The organism is Chryseobacterium sp. MYb7, assembly GCF_002979455.1.
GTDB lineage: Bacteria > Bacteroidota > Bacteroidia > Flavobacteriales > Weeksellaceae > Chryseobacterium.
Genome location: NZ_PCOU01000020.1, coordinates 1 through 20,273, shown reverse-complemented (window position 1 = coordinate 20,273; position 20,273 = coordinate 1). Strand labels below are relative to the sequence as shown.

General features: G+C 36.6%; 16 protein-coding genes. 12 read left to right on the top strand and 4 right to left on the bottom strand.

The window, feature by feature from the left end; genetic code table 11:
- Positions 1 to 72: 72 nt before the first annotated feature.
- The gene (locus CQ046_RS15655) at positions 73 to 990 is read right to left on the bottom strand and encodes an SIMPL domain-containing protein (protein WP_105703182.1); all 918 of its coding nucleotides are present in this window, start codon (positions 988 to 990) and stop codon (positions 73 to 75) included.
- 134 nt (positions 991 to 1,124) lie between these two features.
- On the opposite strand from CQ046_RS15655, the gene CQ046_RS15650 reads away from it, so the two are divergent.
- Positions 1,125 to 2,918 carry a histidine kinase gene (locus CQ046_RS15650; RefSeq protein WP_105703181.1) on the top strand — a complete coding sequence of 598 codons (1,794 nt, stop codon included), beginning with the start codon at positions 1,125 to 1,127 and terminating at the stop codon, positions 2,916 to 2,918.
- A gap of 25 nt (positions 2,919 to 2,943) precedes the next feature.
- On the opposite strand, the gene CQ046_RS15645 is transcribed toward CQ046_RS15650, so the two are convergent.
- Positions 2,944 to 3,297 carry a WG repeat-containing protein gene (locus CQ046_RS15645; protein WP_105703180.1) on the bottom strand — a complete coding sequence of 118 codons (354 nt, stop codon included), beginning with the start codon at positions 3,295 to 3,297 and terminating at the stop codon, positions 2,944 to 2,946.
- Between the two features lie 190 nt (positions 3,298 to 3,487).
- Here CQ046_RS15645 and CQ046_RS15640 point away from each other — a divergent pair, with 190 nt between their 5' ends.
- From CQ046_RS15640 to CQ046_RS15625, 4 genes are all read left to right on the top strand, one after another.
- Entirely contained in the window at positions 3,488 to 4,186 is a 699-nt protein-coding gene (locus CQ046_RS15640; RefSeq protein WP_105703179.1) for a DUF4386 domain-containing protein, read from the top strand.
- Between the two features lie 11 nt (positions 4,187 to 4,197).
- The gene (locus tag CQ046_RS15635) at positions 4,198 to 4,614 is read left to right on the top strand and encodes a DUF6326 family protein (RefSeq protein ID WP_105703178.1); all 417 of its coding nucleotides are present in this window, start codon (positions 4,198 to 4,200) and stop codon (positions 4,612 to 4,614) included.
- A gap of 91 nt (positions 4,615 to 4,705) precedes the next feature.
- A complete protein-coding gene (locus CQ046_RS15630; protein ID WP_105703177.1) occupies positions 4,706 to 5,440 on the top strand; it encodes a LytR/AlgR family response regulator transcription factor in 735 nt (244 codons plus the stop codon).
- A gap of 74 nt (positions 5,441 to 5,514) precedes the next feature.
- A complete protein-coding gene (locus CQ046_RS15625; protein WP_105703176.1) occupies positions 5,515 to 6,054 on the top strand; it encodes a lipocalin family protein in 540 nt (179 codons plus the stop codon).
- Between the two features lie 41 nt (positions 6,055 to 6,095).
- Here the strand turns inward: CQ046_RS15625 and CQ046_RS15620 are convergent, their stop codons facing one another.
- On the bottom strand, positions 6,096 to 6,569 hold the full coding sequence (locus CQ046_RS15620) for a hypothetical protein (RefSeq protein WP_105703175.1): 474 nt from the start codon (positions 6,567 to 6,569) through the stop codon (positions 6,096 to 6,098).
- A 114-nt stretch (positions 6,570 to 6,683) separates the two neighbouring features.
- On the opposite strand from CQ046_RS15620, the gene CQ046_RS15615 reads away from it, so the two are divergent.
- The 4 genes from CQ046_RS15615 (at position 6,684) to CQ046_RS15600 (ending at position 16,170) form a co-directional block, all read left to right on the top strand.
- Complete coding sequence (locus CQ046_RS15615; protein WP_105703174.1) at positions 6,684 to 7,940, top strand: CinA family nicotinamide mononucleotide deamidase-related protein; 1,257 nt, start codon at positions 6,684 to 6,686, stop codon at positions 7,938 to 7,940.
- Between the two features lie 83 nt (positions 7,941 to 8,023).
- Positions 8,024 to 11,422 (top strand): polysaccharide deacetylase family protein, encoded by a 3,399-nt coding sequence (locus tag CQ046_RS15610; protein WP_105703173.1) that lies wholly within the window; start codon positions 8,024 to 8,026, stop codon positions 11,420 to 11,422.
- A 266-nt stretch (positions 11,423 to 11,688) separates the two neighbouring features.
- Positions 11,689 to 13,746 (top strand): M13 family metallopeptidase, encoded by a 2,058-nt coding sequence (locus CQ046_RS15605; RefSeq protein WP_105703172.1) that lies wholly within the window; start codon positions 11,689 to 11,691, stop codon positions 13,744 to 13,746.
- A 327-nt stretch (positions 13,747 to 14,073) separates the two neighbouring features.
- Positions 14,074 to 16,170 carry a M13 family metallopeptidase gene (locus CQ046_RS15600; protein WP_105703171.1) on the top strand — a complete coding sequence of 699 codons (2,097 nt, stop codon included), beginning with the start codon at positions 14,074 to 14,076 and terminating at the stop codon, positions 16,168 to 16,170.
- Between the two features lie 59 nt (positions 16,171 to 16,229).
- On the opposite strand, the gene CQ046_RS15595 is transcribed toward CQ046_RS15600, so the two are convergent.
- Entirely contained in the window at positions 16,230 to 17,276 is a 1,047-nt protein-coding gene (locus CQ046_RS15595; RefSeq protein WP_105703170.1) for a hypothetical protein, read from the bottom strand.
- Between the two features lie 342 nt (positions 17,277 to 17,618).
- Here CQ046_RS15595 and CQ046_RS15590 point away from each other — a divergent pair, with 342 nt between their 5' ends.
- The 3 genes from CQ046_RS15590 to CQ046_RS15580 all read left to right on the top strand — a co-directional run bounded on the left by CQ046_RS15590 (position 17,619) and on the right by CQ046_RS15580 (position 19,983).
- Complete coding sequence (locus CQ046_RS15590) at positions 17,619 to 18,065, top strand: type VI secretion system contractile sheath small subunit (RefSeq protein WP_164976673.1); 447 nt, start codon at positions 17,619 to 17,621, stop codon at positions 18,063 to 18,065.
- Positions 18,066 to 18,084: 19 nt separating this feature from the next.
- Positions 18,085 to 19,446, top strand: a complete 1,362-nt coding sequence (locus tag CQ046_RS15585; RefSeq protein ID WP_105703168.1) for a DUF5458 family protein — start codon at positions 18,085 to 18,087, stop codon at positions 19,444 to 19,446.
- 66 nt (positions 19,447 to 19,512) lie between these two features.
- Positions 19,513 to 19,983 carry a hypothetical protein gene (locus CQ046_RS15580; RefSeq protein WP_105703167.1) on the top strand — a complete coding sequence of 157 codons (471 nt, stop codon included), beginning with the start codon at positions 19,513 to 19,515 and terminating at the stop codon, positions 19,981 to 19,983.
- The last annotated feature ends 290 nt before the right edge of the window (positions 19,984 to 20,273 follow it).

Genomic DNA, 20,273 nt, shown 5'->3' with positions numbered 1-20,273 from the left:
AGTACGAGGTAAAAAGACTTTTGAACCACTAAAATTCTTTAAGCTGTTAAGATGATGAAGAGGAGTTTTATTTTATTTCTCTTTATTCTTTTTCAGGTCATATTTTACGCTGAGGTTCATGATATATTGTATACCCACTTCAGAATCAGCATTATTGATGACCTTATCAAAACCGGTATAATCTGTACCATCATAATAAAAGGTTTTTGATTTTCTTTCTTCCTTCTTTACATATCTGGTGTCATATCCATAAGTAACATTCGCACTTTCAAAAGCCGTATAATTCTGATATTGGCTTTTAGGGAAAACATATGTAAAGCCTGATGTAGCTGTAGGGCTTCCGATAATTTCCTTTTTAAACAGTTTAAAATAGTTTTCTTTCTTTTTGTCAAAAACAGCATATGCTTCTTTGAGCAGATCTTCCTGAATGGTATCAATATCATTGCTGATATAATCTACTTTGATCACATCATAAATCTGAAAATCGGAAGCTTCTGAGATCAGCTTTTCAATCATTGAGTGCTTATTTACTGTAATAATGATATTTTTCTTGGTTTCAAATCCATTCATTTTCTGGATGGTTGTCTGTGAATCTTTATTGATATTGTAATCATAGACTTTCGTTTGTGAAATAAAATCCACAAAAATAGCATCACTTTTGATTCCCATTGAAGATATTCTTTTGATAAAACCATTGATTCTCTTATTGATATTCTCCAAGGCAATTTTTGGAGTGTCAGCTTCCTCATTCAGCCCGAGGGTTATTTTGTAACGGTCTGCAGGCCTGTTCATCAATATTTTTACATTGACAATCAGTGTGGAGTCGTTAGTGAAATAACTATTGGTATTGTTAAATTCAGTGAGATTTCTGGGAACGGAATAATCAGTGTTATTTCTGTCTCTGTAGATTTGGTTTCCTCCCACCTGTGCTTTTGAAAGATTAAAAAAAGACGCAGCGATGATACAAAATGTAAATGTTAGTTTTTTCATGATTTTTAAATTTGAATTATTTTGCCTCAAACTTAGCCTTACGGTCACAGTATCAGAGACTCAACTTGGTGAATGGGAAACTTCACTTGGTGAATAGTTTTTGAGCAGACTATATATATGTATATCTTTGTTTTATGAAAATGCTTAAACTCTTTACGCTCTTTTTACTGGTGCTCTTGGGAAATACAATGTATTCCCAAACCACTACTAATAGCAGTGCTGCTGTGGAAGAAGTGCAGGTGGAAACGAAGAAGCTGAAAAAAGCAATGGACAACAAAAATGAACCTGCCCAGGCAGATTCATACTATAATATTGGAGAAACATTTTTCAATGGGGGAAACTTTGCGAAAAGTGAAGAGTATTATACAAAAGCAAAAAAGCTATATGAAAAACTCAATGACAAGCCCAATATTGAAAAATCTACCCGAAGACTAGCCCAGTCACAGGAAAAGCAGAATAAAATAACACCAGCCATTAGCAATTACAGTATGGCAGCCCAAGCGAGCTATAGTGAAAAAAGTAAAGCTGTTAATTCTAATGATGTGGCAAGACTTTCTTCTCCCACACCCGAACTTAAAGCAGAAGCGATTCAGAATAACATTAATCTCACTAAAAAGGAAAATGAACAGGGTGATCTTGCAGAGAGCTATAGCCAGCTTGCAGATGTTAATCTGAGACAGAAAGATGTTTCCAGTGCTGAAGAAAACCTGAATACAGCGTATAAAATTTCCAAAAAAGAAGCTCCTCAGCAAGCTCTTGCCATCAACCAGAAACTGGCAGATCTCTATGTGGAAAATAAGAATTTCGAGAAAGCTATTGAAGCCAAAAAGAAAGTGCTGAAAGAAGATTTCGTGAAAGAAAATTCTCAGGAAAAAGTCAATCAGATTCAGGAGCTTGCAGATATTTATATTAAGAAAAATGATCCTAAAGAAGCCGTGGATCTTTTGAAAAATGCCTACGGAATTGCTTTGGACAAAGGTCATACGCTGGAAGCACAGAGAAGTGTGAAAAAACTGGACAGTCTTTATGCCATTTCAGGAAATGTAGATGCTTCAGTTCAGCTGTACAGAGACTTTTTGGGAAAACTTCCGAATCTCGTTTCCAAAGACAGAAGTCTTGTTGATAATAAAATTCTGGAAGATACGGAACAGCGAATTTCACAGCTGGAAAAAGAAAAAGGGTTGAAAGACGAACTTCTCAGAAAAAAGAATGTTTTCAATTATACCTTGATCGGAGCTTTGATATTGCTGACCGGATTAATTATTTTTATTTTCAGAACACTGAAAAAGGTGCAGACAAAAAATAAGAAAATAGCCCTTCAGTCGCTTCGTAGAGAAATGAATCCTCATTTTATTTTTAATAGTTTAAATAGTGTCAATCACTTTATCGCAACTAATAATGAACTGGAAGCGAATCAGTATCTGACAAAATTTTCCAAACTAATGCGTGGTGTGATGGAAAATTCAACCGAAGACTTTATTCCTTTTCAACAGGAACTGGATCTTCTTCAGAACTACCTTGCTTTGGAAAAAACACGTTTTGCAGATAAATTCGATTATGAAATTGAGGTAGATGAAAATCTGAATATGCAAAATCTTCAGGTTCCGGGAATGCTGCTACAGCCGTTTTTGGAAAATGCTGTCTGGCACGGACTCCGTTACAGAGCTGACAAAGGATTTTTAAAATTGAGCTTTGAGAAAAATGAATCTCATCTGAAGATTCTTATTGAAGACAACGGAATAGGCATCGAAGAAAGTAAAAAGCAGAAAACCCAGCATCAAAAGACCAGAGAGGGCAGAGGAATGAAAAATACATTGGAAAGAATTCAGCTTCTGAACGATCTCTACAAAAAAGATATCAGCTGCTCTGTAAAAGATAAAGAAAATAGCAGCGGTGTTTTGGTAACCATCCAGATCAATCTGAAATAATTGAATTCAGATTGATCTGTGTTTTCTATTTGATATACTTTTTCTTCAAAACATAAAAATTCTTTTTGATATACTCCAGTTCATAATGGGCAGGAATGATTTCAGCTCCCGAAAGGTTAATAAAGCCATAAGTTCCAGTTATATTTTTTACAAGTGCCAGATCATCGGAATACTCGCCAAATTTATTAATCTTAGAATATACCGGCTGTACGATAATTTTCCCGCTTTTATCTGAGATTCCATAGGTTCCGGAAATGGTTTTTGTAATCCTCCAGTTTTTATTAATCTTACTGATATCATCTCTTTCTGATATTTTCATCTGTGAAAAAGAAAGGCTGAATACACTTATACAGAAAAGAATAAGAAGTTTTGATTTCATCTTGTTTTGGGTTTAAAATGATTATAGTTTTAGGAAAACCTAAATTAATAAAATATTATAAAAGCTCCATAAATACATGAAAATTTAACTTTTACAATGCCTTTTAGCTTGTATCTGCTACCTGCTACCTAAAAAAACTGTAACCATTTTGAAAAAGTTATTGTCTTATTAGATAAAAACATAACCCAAAATGATTACTCCTAATAAAACAGCCAGACTCGCGGGATTTTTTTATCTCATTGTTATCCTAACCGGATTGTTCAGCTTAATGTACGTTCCGTCAAAACTAATTGTATGGGAAAATCCTGTACTGACTTTTCAAAATATTTCTTCATCAGTTCAGTTATTCAGGCTGAGTATCGCCAGCAGTATTATCTGTTATATCGCTTTCACATTACTTCCTTTCACATTATATCAATTGCTGAAAAATGTGGATGGAGTATATGCAAAGCTGATGGTTATTCTCGCTCTGATCAGTATTCCTATCTCCTTTATTAACCTCCAAAACAAATTTTCTGTACTTACCATTATTGAAGGTGCTGATTATTTGAAAGTGTTTGATGTAAAACAGCTGCAAGCCCAGATGATGCTTTTGCTGAGCAGTTATAACAAAGGGCTTTTAATTGCGCAGGTCTTTTGGGGATTATGGCTTTTTCCTTTTGGATATCTTGTCTATAAATCCGGCTTTTTGCCAAAGATTTTAGGGGTTTTCTTAATGCTGGGATGTTTTGGATATCTGATCAATGTCTTTGGTAGAACTGTAGTATCTCATTTTTCAGACTATTCAATATCAAATTATATCACTTTACCGGCAACGATAGGAGAAATAGGAACCTGTCTTTGGTTGCTGCTGGCTGGAGTACGAAATAAAAATTTAAATCAAAATTAAAAATCATAACCATGAGCAATTCTACAAAATTTGAAGATATACAGATTAATGTGAAAATCATACTGGCTGGTCTTTGGACTTCAGTTACTTTATGCTATCTGTATGGTGATTATTTCGAATTTTATACTCCTGGAAAGACACGCGGTCTGGTGGAAGGAACCAATTTATTAGATTCCCCTCCGAAATTGTTTCTTGCTTCAGTGGTTCTGTCAATTCCTGCGGTAATGGTATTTCTTTCTCTGATCCTGAAACCAGCGGTTAACAGGATTATCAATATCATCTTTGGTACATTTTTTACTCTAGTTATGCTGTTTATTGGTATTACTTCCTTTTCAGATTGGTATTTGTTTTATGTTTTCCTTGCATTGGTAGAATGTATAATTACAATATTGATCGTAAAATACGCCTGGTTCTGGAAGAGAGTATAGCCTTTAAAAGCTTATAGTTAAGGGCAAGATTGTAAAGTTGGTGAAATATTCCTAATTTGCATCTGCAATCTGCCTCCTAAAATCTGATGTAATGAAAATAAAAGCCGTACTTGTAGATGATGAGCTCATAGCAAGAGAAGTTTTACGAAACTATCTGACCAAATACTGTCCGCAGGTGGAAATTCTTGGCGAAGCAGAAAATATCAAAGAAGCCGTTCCTTTAATTGCCGAAAAGCAGCCTCAATTAGTCTTTCTGGATGTTGAAATGCCTTTTGGAAATGCTTTTGACGTGCTGGAAGCCACCAAAGATTTCTCCTATGAAACTATCTTTATTACTGCATTTTCTCAATATTCTTTGCAGGCTTTAAACAAGTCAGCAAGTTATTATATTTTAAAACCTATTGATATTCAGGAATTGATTTTGGCGGTCAATAAAGTGGCTGAAAGTCTTGAGAAAAAAGATGAGCTCAACCGAAACAAAATTCTTCTCGAAAACCTGAAGTTAAAACCGGAAAAGCAACAGCTCATTCTTCCTACTTTACAGGGATTTGACGTCGTAAAGACCGAAGATATCGTAAGACTTCAGGCAGACGGAAATTTTACTCAGGTATACCTTACAGACGGCTCGAAGAAAATGGTATGCCGTTTTCTGAAACACTTTGATGACCTTCTGGAAAATCCGTTTGTGAGGGTTCACCGTTCCCATATTATCAATACAGGATTTGTTAAATCTTATCATAAAAGCGGAACGGTAATGCTGTCTGATGATACAGAAATTGAGGTTTCAGGAAGCTTTAAAGATAATTTCCTAAAGGTATTTTCATAGAATTTATTGTATCTTTAACAGACTTAAGGCATTATTTTTGACGTTTTTATCATAACCACCAAAATATTCCTGTCATGAAAACCATTCATAAAATTATACTTCCCGTTTCGTTGGGAGCATTGGGGCTTATCGTTTTCAACTCCTATTCTGTGAGGATTCCCAGAGGAGCATCTGCGGTAAAGAATTTTGATCTTAAAAAATACCTTGGCAGATGGTATGAGATAGCCCGTTTTGATTATAGATTCGAAAAAAATATGGATAATGTTACTGCAGAATATACTGAAAATCCGGATGGAGCAGTTCAGGTCAGAAATAAAGGGTATGATTACGTTAAAAAAGTATGGAACGAATCCATCGGGGAAGCAAAATTTGTAAAAGATCCTACTGAAGCGCGTCTTAAAGTTTCATTTTTTAAACCTATCTGGGCTGGTTATAATGTCATAGATATTGATGAAGACTATCAATATGCTCTCGTAGCAGGAAGCAGTTTAAAATATTTGTGGATTCTTTCCCGTACTACCAATATTCCTGAAAGCATTCGTCAGCGTTTCATTCAAAAAGCAAAAAAAATCGGTTATAATACCGATGAACTGATCTGGGTGAAGCATAATTAATATAAAAAGCGAAGAAAAAAAATTTCTTCGCTTTTAGTTTTTTAACTTTTAATATACTCTTTCCATTCTTCAAAACGGTGAGCAATAACCTGTTTCATAAGATCATAGTTTTCGTAGGTGTCTTCGATGTGATAGAAGGTTTCGTATTCGTAGTCATTTTCCTCTGCTTTACCATCAAAAAGATTCACATAATCATCAGCAAATGAGCTGTATCTGTTCCCGAAGTCTGTATCGTCTGCATAATAATCTTTTGCAAAAAGATTTCCCAGTTCATTCAGGTCATATTCGGAAAATTTCCCGTCACAGGAATCCATAATGAATTCAGCACCGGTAATTTCTCTTCGTTTTACTTTTTCTATTTCCTCTGCAGCATCTTCCTTCAGTTCTTCGGAGATCAAATCGTTATGAATACACCAGTTCAGGAACATTCCTGTGTGGGTTGCCCCATTTTCCTGAGGAAGTCCTTCCGGAAAATCACCACCATAATGCCATGAAGCATCATCATATTTAGACATAATTCTTGTTGTAGTTTTAGATAATCTCGTCAAAAATAGAAAAAATCAATTTATATTGCCGCTGCCACAGAATTTTCCGTCATTTGCATAGAATTTTTTTCAACAAAAAAACATATGGAAAATGCTGTTCTGGTTACTATCGGTGATGAGATCCTTTCTGGAAACACTGTAGATACCAATTCTAATTTTATTGCCACGGAACTTAAAAATATAGGAATAAAAGTTATTCAGATTCTTACCATCTCAGACGAAATTGAAACCATTAAGAATGCATTAAGCACAGCCTTTGAAATCGGGGATTTAGTGATTACAACTGGTGGACTGGGACCAACGAGAGATGATAAAACCAAAAAAGCACTGGCGGAATACTTTAATGATGAAATTGCTTTGGATGAGGTAACCTTCAACCATCTTAAAGGCTATATGGAAAGAAGAGGAAGAGCAGATATTCTGGAGAGAAACAAAGAACAGGCTTTTGTGCCTACCAAATCCATCGTTTTTCAAAACCATTACGGAACAGCACCATGCATGATGATGGAACAGGATGGGAAATTGTGCTATAGCCTTCCAGGTGTTCCTTATGAGGTGAAGCCGCTTATCAAAGATCAGATTATTCCTTATTTACAGCAAAGATTCAAGCTTCATTATATCCATACCAGAATTGTTTCTGTGGTAGGAATTCCTGAAAGTATTCTTGCAGACAAAATTGAAGAATGGGAGCTGGCACTTCCAGAAAATATTGCATTATCTTATCTTCCCGTTGGAACTCGTGTAAAGCTTCGTCTGACGGCTTCAGGTGAGAATGAAGAACAGCTGAAACAAAGAACAGAAGAAGAAATACAAAAACTGCTTCCTCTGGTAGAAGGCCACGTTATTGCTGTAACTGAAGATAAAATTGAAAACATTCTGGCAGAAATGCTTACCGAAAGAAAGCTGACGATTTCGACCGCAGAGAGCTGTACAGGAGGCGAACTGGCAAAAATGATTACTTCGGTTTCCGGCAGTTCAAAATATTTCCTTGGCGGAATGGTAGCCTATGCCACAGAGAAAAAGATTAAAATTTTAAATGTTTCCAAAGAAACTGTGGATGAGTTCACTGTAGTGAGTGAGCAGGTGGCACAGGAAATGGCCAAAGGATGCCAGCAATTGTTTGAAACCGATATCTCCCTTTCTACAACGGGTGTTGCCGGGCCAGGAAAAGGAGAGGATGGTAAAGAGGTGGGAACTGTTTACTATACCATCAGGATTAATGATCAGGAAGTTACCTCAAAATTATACATGCCCCATCTGGAAAGAGTAGACTTTATGGATTTTGTTTCCCAAAAAGTGATTCAGGATTTGGTAGGTCTTCTTGTAAACAGTTCACTATAATACATTATTTTTAATTTTTTTTTAATTAATTTTAGTATAGTTTTTCACACTTTTTGAAAGCCCTTCAATAAATTTCAAAAATCGTGGAAAATTCCAAACAGATTTTTCAGACCAGCAGCAAAAAACGCTGGAAAAGTGTACAATGGGGAAGCCGTGTTTTTATCTTTATAGGAATACTGCTTCTGCTTGCTTTAGGTCTGATGATGACTCTGGACAGAAGTCCTAAAATTCCTTTTAAAGAAGACTATAAAGCTGTTATTACAGCCAATAAGCCTTATCTTCAGGAGAATAAAATTTCCAAAGAATATAATGGGTTCAGAAGCTTTATTTCTGAAAAAACAATCCATACCAGTCTCGATAAAATTGAGAAAGCAAGAGCTGAAAGATACAAAAATCAGAACCGAAACTGGGCTCAGTTTCCGGGGGGAATCCGGTCTGCATTTTATGTGGCATGGGATCCCCAGTCGTTGATGTCTCTGAAAAGAAATATCAGACACGTCAATCTTGTTTTTCCGGAATGGTTTTTCCTTGATCCCAAAACAGGAGATTTGAAAACCAATGTGGATCCGGAAGGATACAAAGTAATTAAAAGAACAGGTGTTGCTGCGATGCCGATGCTGAGTAATAACTCTGACAGAGAATTCCGTTCAGAAGGTCTGGTAAAAGTTCTGAATGATCCACAGAAAAGAACTCACCTGATTCAAAAGATCACCCAGCAATGTGAAAAATATCACTTCAAAGGAATTAATATCGACTTTGAAGATATGAATCTGAATTCTGATGAGAATTTGATTGCCTTTATGAAAGAACTTTCAGAAACTTTCAAAAAGAATCAGTTGCTGGTTACCATGGATATTATGACGGATAACGATGATTACAATATCCCAAGACTGAATCCTTATGTAGATTATTTTGTGCTGATGGCTTATGACGAATATTCTGCAGGAAGTGATGCAGGTCCGGTTTCTTCTCAAAAATGGATTGAAGAACAGACTGGAAAAATCGTGAAACAAGTTTCTCCGCAAAAGATCATTTTGGGATTGGGAGCTTATGGATATGACTGGAGTTCCAATAAGGATGACAATACCTCCGTTACTTACATGCAGGCGATTACCAAAGCTAGTGCAAGTAAAGCCGTTATTGATTTTAATGACAATACGTTTAATTTAAATTATTCTTATACCGATTCTAAAAATTTAACCCACACCGTATTTTTCAATGATGCAGCTTCTATTTTCAATACAATGCGTTTCTCCTCAGAGTATCCTTTGGCTGGAACCGCACTCTGGAGACTCGGAAGTGAAGACAGCAGAGTCTGGAATTTCTATGATAAAGACCTTACGTTCGCTGGCCTCTCCAAGCTGAATTTAAAAACACTTGAAAATGTAAAAGGGCAGACCATGGTGGATTACATCGGAGACGGAGAAGTATTAGATGTTCTGAATACGCCTCATGACGGAAAAATTGCACTGGAAATTGATCCGAAAGAGAAAATTATCACAGACGAAAATTATATTACCTATCCAAGTTCTTATGAAGTAAAAAAATACGGAAGCGCTCCTCAGAAAGAACTCGTCCTCACTTTTGATGACGGTCCCGATGAAACCTATACTCCGCAAGTATTGGATATTCTGTCTAAATACCACGTTCCGGCAGCTTTCTTTTTGGTAGGATTGAATGCCGAAAAAAATCTTCCACTCGTTAAAAGAATTTACCGTGAAGGACATGAAATAGGAAATCACACCTTTACTCATGAAAATGTGGCCAAAGTAAGCCCTGAAAGAGCTTTGCTGGAAATGAAGCTGACAAGACTTCTGATCGAATGTATCACAGGACACAGTACGATTCTGTTCAGAGCTCCCTATAATGCGGATTCTGAGCCTACTACTTCAGAAGAGATTATCCCTGTTGCTTTGGCAAGACAGCAGAACTATCTGGATATCGGAGAAAATATAGACCCTGAAGACTGGCAGCCGGGAATAAAAGCAGATGAAATTGTAAAGCGTGTAATGGCCGGAATCAAACAGGAGAGAGGGAATATCATTCTTCTTCATGATGCGGGTGGTGATACCAGAGAAGAAACCGTAAAAGCTTTAAAAATTCTGATTCCTACTCTTCAGAAACAAGGCTATCATTTTACCAATCTGACCAATATTCTGCACAAAAGCAGAAGTGAGCTCATGCCTGAAGTTCCCAAAACAAGATCGTATTATATCATGCAGCTGAACCTTGTATTGGCTACTGTTATCTACGGAATAAGCCATTTCCTGGTTGCATTGTTTACCATTTTCATTGTGTTAGGACTGATCAGATTACTGCTGATGGCATACTGGGCTTTTAAAGAAAGAAAAAAAGAGAAAAAACTGGGTGGATTTCCGGTGTTGGAATCCTATCCAAAGGTTTCAATCATTGTTCCCGCTTATAATGAAGAAGTGAATATTGTTTCTTCCCTGCAGAATCTATTGAAACAGACTTACCCTAATTTTAATATTATTATGGTAGATGACGGAAGCAAGGATTCTACTTATGAAAAAGCATTGGAAGCATTTCCGAATCACCCGAAATTGAAAATTTTCACCAAAGGAAACGGTGGAAAAGCAACAGCCCTGAATTTCGGAATATCACAGACCGATGCAGAATATGTTGTGTGTATTGATGCCGATACCAAACTGCAGCAGGATGCGGTGAAATATATGATTGCACGATTTTTAAATTCAAATCCTGAAGAAAAAATAGCAGCTGTAGCAGGAAATGTGAAAGTAGGAAACAAAGTCAACTGGCTTACCAAATGGCAGGCTATAGAATATACAACAAGCCAGAATTTTGACAGGCTGGCGTATGCTCACATCAATGCGATTACCGTAATTCCGGGAGCTATCGGAGCATTTAAAAGATCTGTGATCATTGAAGCAGGAGGATATTCATCGGATACTTTAGCAGAAGATTGTGATATTACAGTGAAAATATTAAAAGCCGGATATACGGTTGCCAACGAAAACAGAGCAATAGCTGTAACGGAAGCTCCGGAAACCGTAAAACAGTTTTTAAAACAGCGCTTCCGATGGACCTACGGAATCATGCAGATGTTCTGGAAACAGAGACAGACTTTCCTTAACCCTAAATATAAAGGATTGGGACTTTGGGCAATGCCGAATATTTTATTATTCCAATACATTATACCATTTTTCTCGCCATTGGCAGATGTGATTATGTTTTTTGGAATCCTATCCGGAAACGGAGATAAAATATTTACCTATTATCTGATCTTCCTTTTGGTCGATGCTTCATTAGCTTTAATCGCATTCATCATGCAGCGGGAAAAACTGATTAATCTCCTGTATGTTATTCCACAGAGATTCGGGTATAGATGGCTGATGTATATTGTATTATTTAAAAGTTTAAGAAAAGCATTGAAAGGCGAAATGCAGTCCTGGGGATTCCTGAAAAGAACCGGGAATGTGAAAGAGATAGCAACTTCTTAATGAAGGCTGGAGGCTGGAAGAATGAGGCTGGAAGTAACTTTTATTTTATCATTACTGAGAACTATAATAAAACTACTTTTAAAAATAGAATTACAGTGATGTTATCATTTTTTACGATTCTTATAGCTTCCAGCTTCCTCCTCCCAGCTTCCAACTTTCTAAATTATAAATTCTTGTCATGCTATGACGTTATTTGTTTAAATTTGTTTCGTTGAAAAGTAACAAATACGAAATAAATCATACATATTCTAAAAATTGTTATCATAATGAAAAAAATAACGCTTTCTTTGTTTTTAATAGCAGGGATCTGCACTCAAACTACTATGAGCGCACAAGCTAAAGCTGCTAAAATAGCAGTGAATAACACAGACAAAGGTTTAGACCTTAGCTTGATGGACACTTCAGTGCGTCCTCAGGATGATTTTTACAACTATGTAAGTGGAACCTGGATGAAAACTGCCAAAATTCCATCTGACAAACCAACTTGGGGAAGCTTCAACAAACTGGCTGAGGACACGGATAACAATTCCATGACAATCCTGAACTCTCTTCTGAAAGATAAATTTGCTGACGGAAGTGAAGGGAAAAAAATTCAGGATCTGTATGCTACTTATATGAACATGCAGAAGAGAAATGCAGACGGAATCAAACCTATTCAGGAAAATCTGAACAAGATTGATGCTATTAAAAACATGGCTGATCTTCAGAACTATCTTACTTCTGTGACCAAAGAAGGGGAAAACGTTTTCTACGGATGGGGAGTAGATGCAGACCTTAAAGATTCTAAAATGAATGCTGTTTACTTAGGTAATGCTTCTCTAGGTTTAGGAAGAGATTACTATCAGAAAGTAAACGAGAAAAATACAGAAGCTATTGCTGAATATCAGAAATATGTAGCTTCAATGCTAAAAGAATTAGGATACAAAAATGCTGATGAAGCAGCAAAAGGTATCGTTAATTATGAAAAAAGCATCGCAAATACTTACCTGACAAACGAGCAGAGTCGTGATAACACACTTCAGTACAATCCTAAAACGATGGCTGAACTTTCTGCTTTGGTAAAAAATGTTGATCTTCCGGGATATCTTAAAAAAGTAGGAGTAAATTCTGACAAAGTAATTATCAGTGAATTAGGATTCTATAAGAACTTCGATAAACTAGTAAATGCTCAGAATCTTCCTGTAATTAAAGATTATCTGAAATTCCACATGATCCACGGAAGTGCTTCTTACTTAAGCGAAAACTTAGGAAACATGAAGTTTGCTTTCTACGGTAAATACCTTAGAGGACAACAGGAACAAAGAGCTCTTAACAAGAGAGGATTTGAATTGATCAATGGTTCTTTAGGAGAAGCTTTCGGAAAATTATATGTTGAGAAATATTTCCCAGCTGAAGCAAAAGCTCAGATGGTGGAATTGATTGATTATTTAAAGAAAAGCTTTGCTGTTCATATCAACAACTTAGCGTGGATGTCTTCTACAACTAAGGAAAAAGCAATGCAGAAACTGAATAAGTTTACTGTAAAAGTAGCTTATCCGGACAAATGGAAAGACTATTCAAAATTAAATATCGTTTCTGAAGCCAATGGTGGAAACCTTTACAAAAACCTTCAGAACATTGGTGAATGGCAGTATAACAAAGACTTGGCTAAAATTGGTAAGCCGGTAGATAAAACAGAATGGGGAATGACTCCACAGACTGTAAATGCATATTACAACCCGGTAAACAACGAGATTGTATTCCCTGCAGCAATTCTTCAGCCGCCATTCTTTAATCCTAAAGCTGATGCAGCTGTAAACTTCGGAGGTATTGGTGCTGTTATCGGTCACGAAATGAGCCACGGATTTGATGATTCAGGAGCACAGTTCGATGCAGACGGTAACTTGGTAGATTGGTGGACACCGGAAGATAAAGCGAACTTCGAAAAAGCTACAAAAGCCCTTGCTTCTCAGTATGACAAATACGAGCCTGTAAAAGGAACTTTTGTAAACGGTACGTTCACAAACGGTGAAAATATCGCTGACTTAGGAGGGGTAAACATTGCTTATGACGCTCTTCAAATGTACTTAAAAGACAAAGGAAACCCAGGGAAAATCAGCGGATTCACTCAGGATCAGAGATTCTTCTTAAGCTGGGCAACGGTTTGGAGAACATTGTCAAGTGAGAAATATATGGTGAATCAGGTGAAAACTGACCCGCACTCTCCGGGATACTTTAGAAGTTTTGGTCCACTTATCAACGTTGATGCTTTCTATAAAGCATTCGATGTAAAGCAAGGAGACAAACTATACAAAACTCCGGAAGAAAGAATCAAAATCTGGTAACAATAACAACCGCTCAGCAATGGGCGGTTTTGTTTTTATAGGAGGTAGCGGGTGATAGGATAATAGGTTGCAGGGAATAGGGAAAATAGATAATGGGTAATAAGTAATAAGTAATCGGGGGAATAATATTTATAATAACGGCCTCCATCATTCCCCTCCCTCGTAGGGCTGGCAAAAATTCAAAGAATTTTTGACGGGGTGGTAAACATTAAATTTTAAATTTTTAATCCAAATCTTCAATTTTCAGCCATATATAAATATCATTCATTACATATCATTAAAGTTTGTATATTTGATAAGTTTGTGTAAAATCAAAAATTATCTTTAATGAAAAAGCTAAATATTGGAATACTTGCCCTTTCGGGTATTGTATTTCTTAACTCTTGTGGTGCAGCAAAGACTGCAGGGACAGACAATAAAACTGAAGCTACAGCAAAAGTAGCTGAACCGGTAAAAGAAGAAGCAAAAGAAGAGGGAATCAATTTATCGTACATGGATACCAGTGTCCGCCCGCAGGATGACTTTTTTAGCTATGTGAACGGAAACTGGGTGAAAACTACTCAGATTCCTTCCGATAAAGCCAATTGGGGTTCTTTCAATGCGTTGAGAGAAAATGTGGATGATGCTTCATTAGATATCTTAAACAAAATCCTTACAGAATCATACCCGGCAGGATCTGAAGGGCAGAAAATCCAGAACCTGTATGCCTCTTTCATGGATACCAGTAAGAGAAATGCAGAAGGTCTGGCACCTATCAAAGCTGATCTTGCCAAAGTAGATGCTATTAAAAGTGTGGGTGATCTTCAGAAATACCTTTTGGAAGCTACAAAATTAGGAGACAACTCCTTCTATGGATGGAGAGTAGGTGCTGATATGAAGAATTCCAATATGAATGCGGTATATCTTGGCGGTCCGGATCTGGGATTGGGAAGAGATTATTACCAGAAAGTAAACGAAGCCAATACTAAAACACTGGCAGAATATCAGACTTACGTTGGAAAGTTATTTGGTGTTTTAGGATATAAAAATTCTCCTCAGGCAGCACAGAATGTGGTAGACTTTGAAAAACAGCTTGCCAATTATTTATTGACGCTTGAGCAGAACAGAGATGCTAATTTAAGATACAACCCTAAAAACGTATCAGAATTATCCGGACTTGTGAAAAATGTTGACCTTGCCAAATATCTGAAAGATGCAGGAGTAAATACAGACCGGGTGATCATCGGAGAACTGAAATACTACCAGAACATGGATCAGTTCATTACCCAAAAAAATCTTCCATTATTAAAAGACTATCTGAAATATCATATCATCAACGGAAATGCAAGCAACCTGAACGACAGCTTAGAACAGATCAGATTTGATTTCTATGCTAAATATTTACAGGGTCAGAAAGAACAGCGTCCGATGAACAAAAGAGGGCTTACTCTTGTAAACGGAGTTCTTGGAGAAGCTTTCGGAAAACTATATGTAGACAAATACTTCACTCCTGAAGCTAAAAAGCAGATGGAAACGTATATTGATTACCTTTTAAAATCATTCAAAACACACATCGCCAATATAGACTGGATGTCTCCTGAAACCAAAGTAAAAGCTCAGGAAAAACTATCCAAGTTTACTGTAAAAATTGCCTATCCGGATAAATGGAAAGATTATACTCAATTAAAAGTAGAATCTCCAAAAGAAGGCGCTACGTTATATTCTAACCTTCAGAATGTAGCAGCATGGCAGTATCAGAGAAGTCTGGACAAAGTAGGAAAACCTGTTGACAAAACAGAATGGGGAATGTCTCCACAAACTGTAAATGCGTACTACAGCGGATCAAACAATGAGATTGTATTCCCGGCAGCGATCCTTCAGCCGCCTTTCTACAATCCTAAAGCTGATGCAGCAGTGAACTTCGGAGGAATCGGAGCCGTTATCGGTCACGAGATTTCTCACGGATTTGATGACAGTGGTTCACGTTTCGATGGAGATGGTAACCTTAATAACTGGTGGAGTGATGCTGACCGTAAAAACTTCGATGCAAAAGTAGGTCAGTTAGCCGCTCAGTATAGTGCTTACGAGCCTGTTAAAGGAAGCTTCGTAAACGGTAAATTTACGAGCGGTGAAAACATTGGTGACTTAGGTGGAGTAGCAGTGGCTTACGACGCTCTTCAAATGTATTTAAAAGATAAAGGAAACCCTGGAAAGATCAGTGGATTCACTCAGGATCAGAGATTCTTTATGAGCTGGGCAACCGTTTGGAGAACCAAAGCTACCGATCAATACATGATCAATCAGGTGAAAACAGATCCGCACTCTCCGGGAATGTTCAGAGCATTTGGACCGTTGGTTAATCAGGATTCATTCATCAAAGCATTTGATATCAAACCGGGGGACAAATTGTATAAAGCTCCTCAGGACAGAATAAAAATCTGGTAATTTTACCCGAAAATTGTTAGAAAAGAAAGAATCCGCTTCATATTGAAGCGGATTCTCTTTTAATATTCTTTCTTATAATTCCGGAGTACAAACTTGATTCCGGTCTCTATAATATCTCCCATGGTTTTACAATACTTGAAATTCACATCATAAGTGAGTTTTTGTAAAGCTGTCCTTAATTCTATAACATTGGCTTCCGGCGCAATATTATCTTTTTTCATAATAGAAATGAGCTCATCAAATCTGTTTTGGCTGCTGGTCACTCTTTTTACGATCTGTGAACGTACCTCCTTACGGTATTGCTCTATAGAACTTGGCTTCAGTTTTTCCAGTACCATATTTACCATTTGACTGTTTTCTTTGAAATACTGTGGAAGATAAACTTTCAAATTCCCCTCATACGTTTGTTGGTCAAAATCGATGGGACGAATTCTGTAAATAACCTGGTCGAAATCGTGTATGGGAATCACAACATAATTATAAGAACGCATATCACCAAGAAGACCAATAAGACAACGCTCATTGAATTTCACAAACTCCTTGGAAATCTGTGCTTTTTCCAGTTCTGTACAGTTCAATAGATGTTTCTGAATAAAAACATCTCCGGGAATTCCCAGAATATGTTCCTCAATCAAAGTATTTTTGTAAACCAAAAAGTTTATCCGGTTGGGAGAAAGCAGATCTTCAAGTTCCAATCCGAATATTCGGGAAGCATCAGCCTGTTTAATATAAAAATAAGTATAATTATCATTAAGTACATTTCTCACCCGAACCCGGAAAGGTTTAGAGTTTCCGAAGGTACAAAAGTCAATCGTATCCACTTTCAGATAAGGTAAAGTAGCAATATCTCCATCAGAATGAAGAAGCGTATAAATTTTATTTAAATTAGCCTCTATTTCTTTAAACTCAAATTCAGGATATAATACCCCAAGCCACAAAGTATCTTTTCCGTCTTTATCCAGAATTCTTACACTATCACTGAATCTTAAGAGATCTTCATACAGAAACTTAATTTTGGTGGTTCTGTTGTATTTTTCCAAATACTGCTGTAATGCTTCTGAAACTGGAAATATGGGTTTTCTGAACGCTATTTTTACATCTTTCATGACACTGTTCACTTTTAATAAATATAAAGAATATTTTTTTGTAATGTCTGAGGAACTCCTATTTTAACATTCATAGGATAAGAGTAGTGCGATTAAAAATTTTATTTTTTTTCTTGAATGACTTTATTTATTTTTTCATAGCTTAGTGATATCGTAATATGGTGATTTTATGTTGAATAAGTGTAAATAAATAGAGTTGATTCAATAAAAATCTTAGTAAAATTTTTTATGTTACAGTTTTTTTTTAAATTTAAACACTGGATTGGTAATTTATTTGATTCGTCAGTAAATTACTCAAAGACAGATCCAAACCAAATTAATAAATCTCAAAATAACAATAATATGGCAATGTTTAATTATGGTGTTGGCGGAAACGAGGTAAAAGTAGACGCTAATGAAGCTATTCAGGAAATACAGGAAAATAAATCACTGATAGTAAGCCAACTTACAACAGAAGAGTCTTATACTCCTGAAATCGTAACAGGATTAAAAACAGTGGAAGACGTTTTCAAACATTTTCAGCCAGCAATATCTGTACAGCACGAAACAGAAGATGGTGGAATGGTAGAAGAAGAATTCCGTTTTCAAAACCTTGGAGACTTTACCCCTAAAAGCCTTACTCAGAAGTCAGATTATCTGCAGCAGCTGAGCATGGAACAGGAGCAGTACAATAAAATAGTACGTCAGCTGAAAACTAACAAAATTCTACGCAACATGCTGGAGAACGATCAGACAAGAGCTGCGTTCGTAGAAGTATTGAAAGAAGTGGCACAAGAACTTGAAAAATAATTAAAGACTACATTAAATCATGGATAGCAAATTACAGGCACAAGAAAGCCAACAGCAGGGGCAGCAGCAACACTCAGGGCAGCCGAAAGGCAACCCGCTTGCAGAGCTCAATAAAATGGGAGGTTTTGGCTTTGTTGAATCCGTTGTAGACGGTATCGCCAATATGAACCCAACAAGAAAGGCAAGAAAAGAAATCTTCCTGAATGACAGCAATAAAGCAGACGAAAGAAAAGAACTTCTTCAGAAGATCAATCTTTGGGTGAACCTTTTAGAAGGGAGTGAATCTGCAGATAAAATGGCTGATACGTGCAAGAGTAAAGCACAACAGGCCGATCAAAACTTAAAAACAAACTTAAAAAATACACTGGATGCCGTTCGTCTGTTGGAAACCAACTACAGAACAGTAGCGCAATTCTACAAAAATACAGAATTGGACAAAGTGGATAACGTAAGTATCGTAAATGCAAGCCTTGAGCAGGTTTCCGATCTGGATAATCCTTTGTTCATTGATGCAATCTCAGAAGAATTCAAAAATTATTACGACCGTCTTGATCTTAGAGACAACTACTCAATCCTTGCAATACCAGGATATTTAGGATCAAACAAAGTCATTGAGAAGTGGGCAAAAATCTGTAACGAAAACAAAGTAATGATGGTTACAGACTTCGCCAACCTTGATAAACCGGATGACGTTGTAGACTTATTCCACTCTGCAAATCTTACCGGAGGTGAACTTCACAGAAGTAACGTTATTATGACGTGTAACTGGCTGGTAGGACGTGGTAAAGCTGAAGAAGTAGGGGAAGAAGAAAACGTAGAGCTTCCACCTTCCACTTCATTAGCCGGAAAAATCCATAAAACACTGATGTCTCAGGTAGCAGCAGGTAAAAAACATGGTAATATCAACGAAGTAGACGCTGTAAAATTCGAATTGAAGAAAAGTGAAATTTCTCAATTAGAAAAAATGGGTCTTGTACCCATGGTAAACGAGTACGGAAAAATTATGGCCTTCTCTGCGAAGACCTTATTTACAGGAGACAATATTGGTCTGCAGACGTATTCTGTAGTGCGTGTATTCGACTATGTAACCAAAGTATTACTAGACTTCCTGAACAGAAGAGCTTTCGAAAACTGGAATGCTAAAAACGAAGACGATTTGAGAAGACAAATCGTAACCTTCCTTGATAATATCAAAGGACCGGACAAATTGATTGAAAAATTCAAAATTGTTCGTTTCGAGCAGGATAGAGTAAACAAAGACAGAGTGTGGCTGGATATCCGTATGACGCCTTATTTCCCTACAAAAAGTTTCGTTATTAAATTGGACGGACACAAGGGAGATGATGGTAACGAATGGGATGCAGAATATACTCAGGAGTAACATCAACGTACTTTACATAACAAAAACCGATGCAATTTTACATCGGTTTTTTTTCAACCAACACCTATGAAATTGAATATGAATAAAAAGCTTATCATTGGTTTGCCCATTGTATTGATGATCATTTTGATAAGCTGTGAAAAAAAATACCAAAGTCCCGGCAGTTATGAAAATGATCTTTTCGCACACGAACGTCAGGAAGGAAAAGCATACATCATGAATAAAGACGAATGCTTTGATGGCAGTGAGCTCGTCATTGCAAGTTCAGATGTAAAGCTGGCAGACAGTTCAAAAGGCCGCGGAAAATCATTCTTTCTCTATAAAGTAAAATCTGGGAAAGTATTGAAAACGGTAAGAGATTCTACGGTAGATATGCCAATGCTGTTTTTATCCCAATATAAATTAAAGATTAAAAATAGTGATTCCATGTATGTTTATCTGAAAAAACTGGAAGGCTACCGTTTCATAGCCAAAGACAGGAACCTGAAATATCAATGGTTAAAAGCTGCTCCTGTATATTCTGTAGAGAAAAAATAACTTTTAATTGTAATCCGAGTTTTTTTTATGTCACCATATTATGATTTTTTTTATTTTTGTTTTTGAACCAACACAAAAACACAATGAAAAAAAATGTAATCCTATATGAGGGTATACTTCTTCATTCTCCCCAACAATCTGATCAGAAAAGTACTATATGTTTAAACAGCTTCCGGCAGGAAGTTTATAAATTATATCAGTCATGACAGGAAATATTATCGGGAATCAAAATCCTATGGTAGGAAAAACCTATCCCTACGAAATACAACCTTCCGGCCTCTCATTCGGGT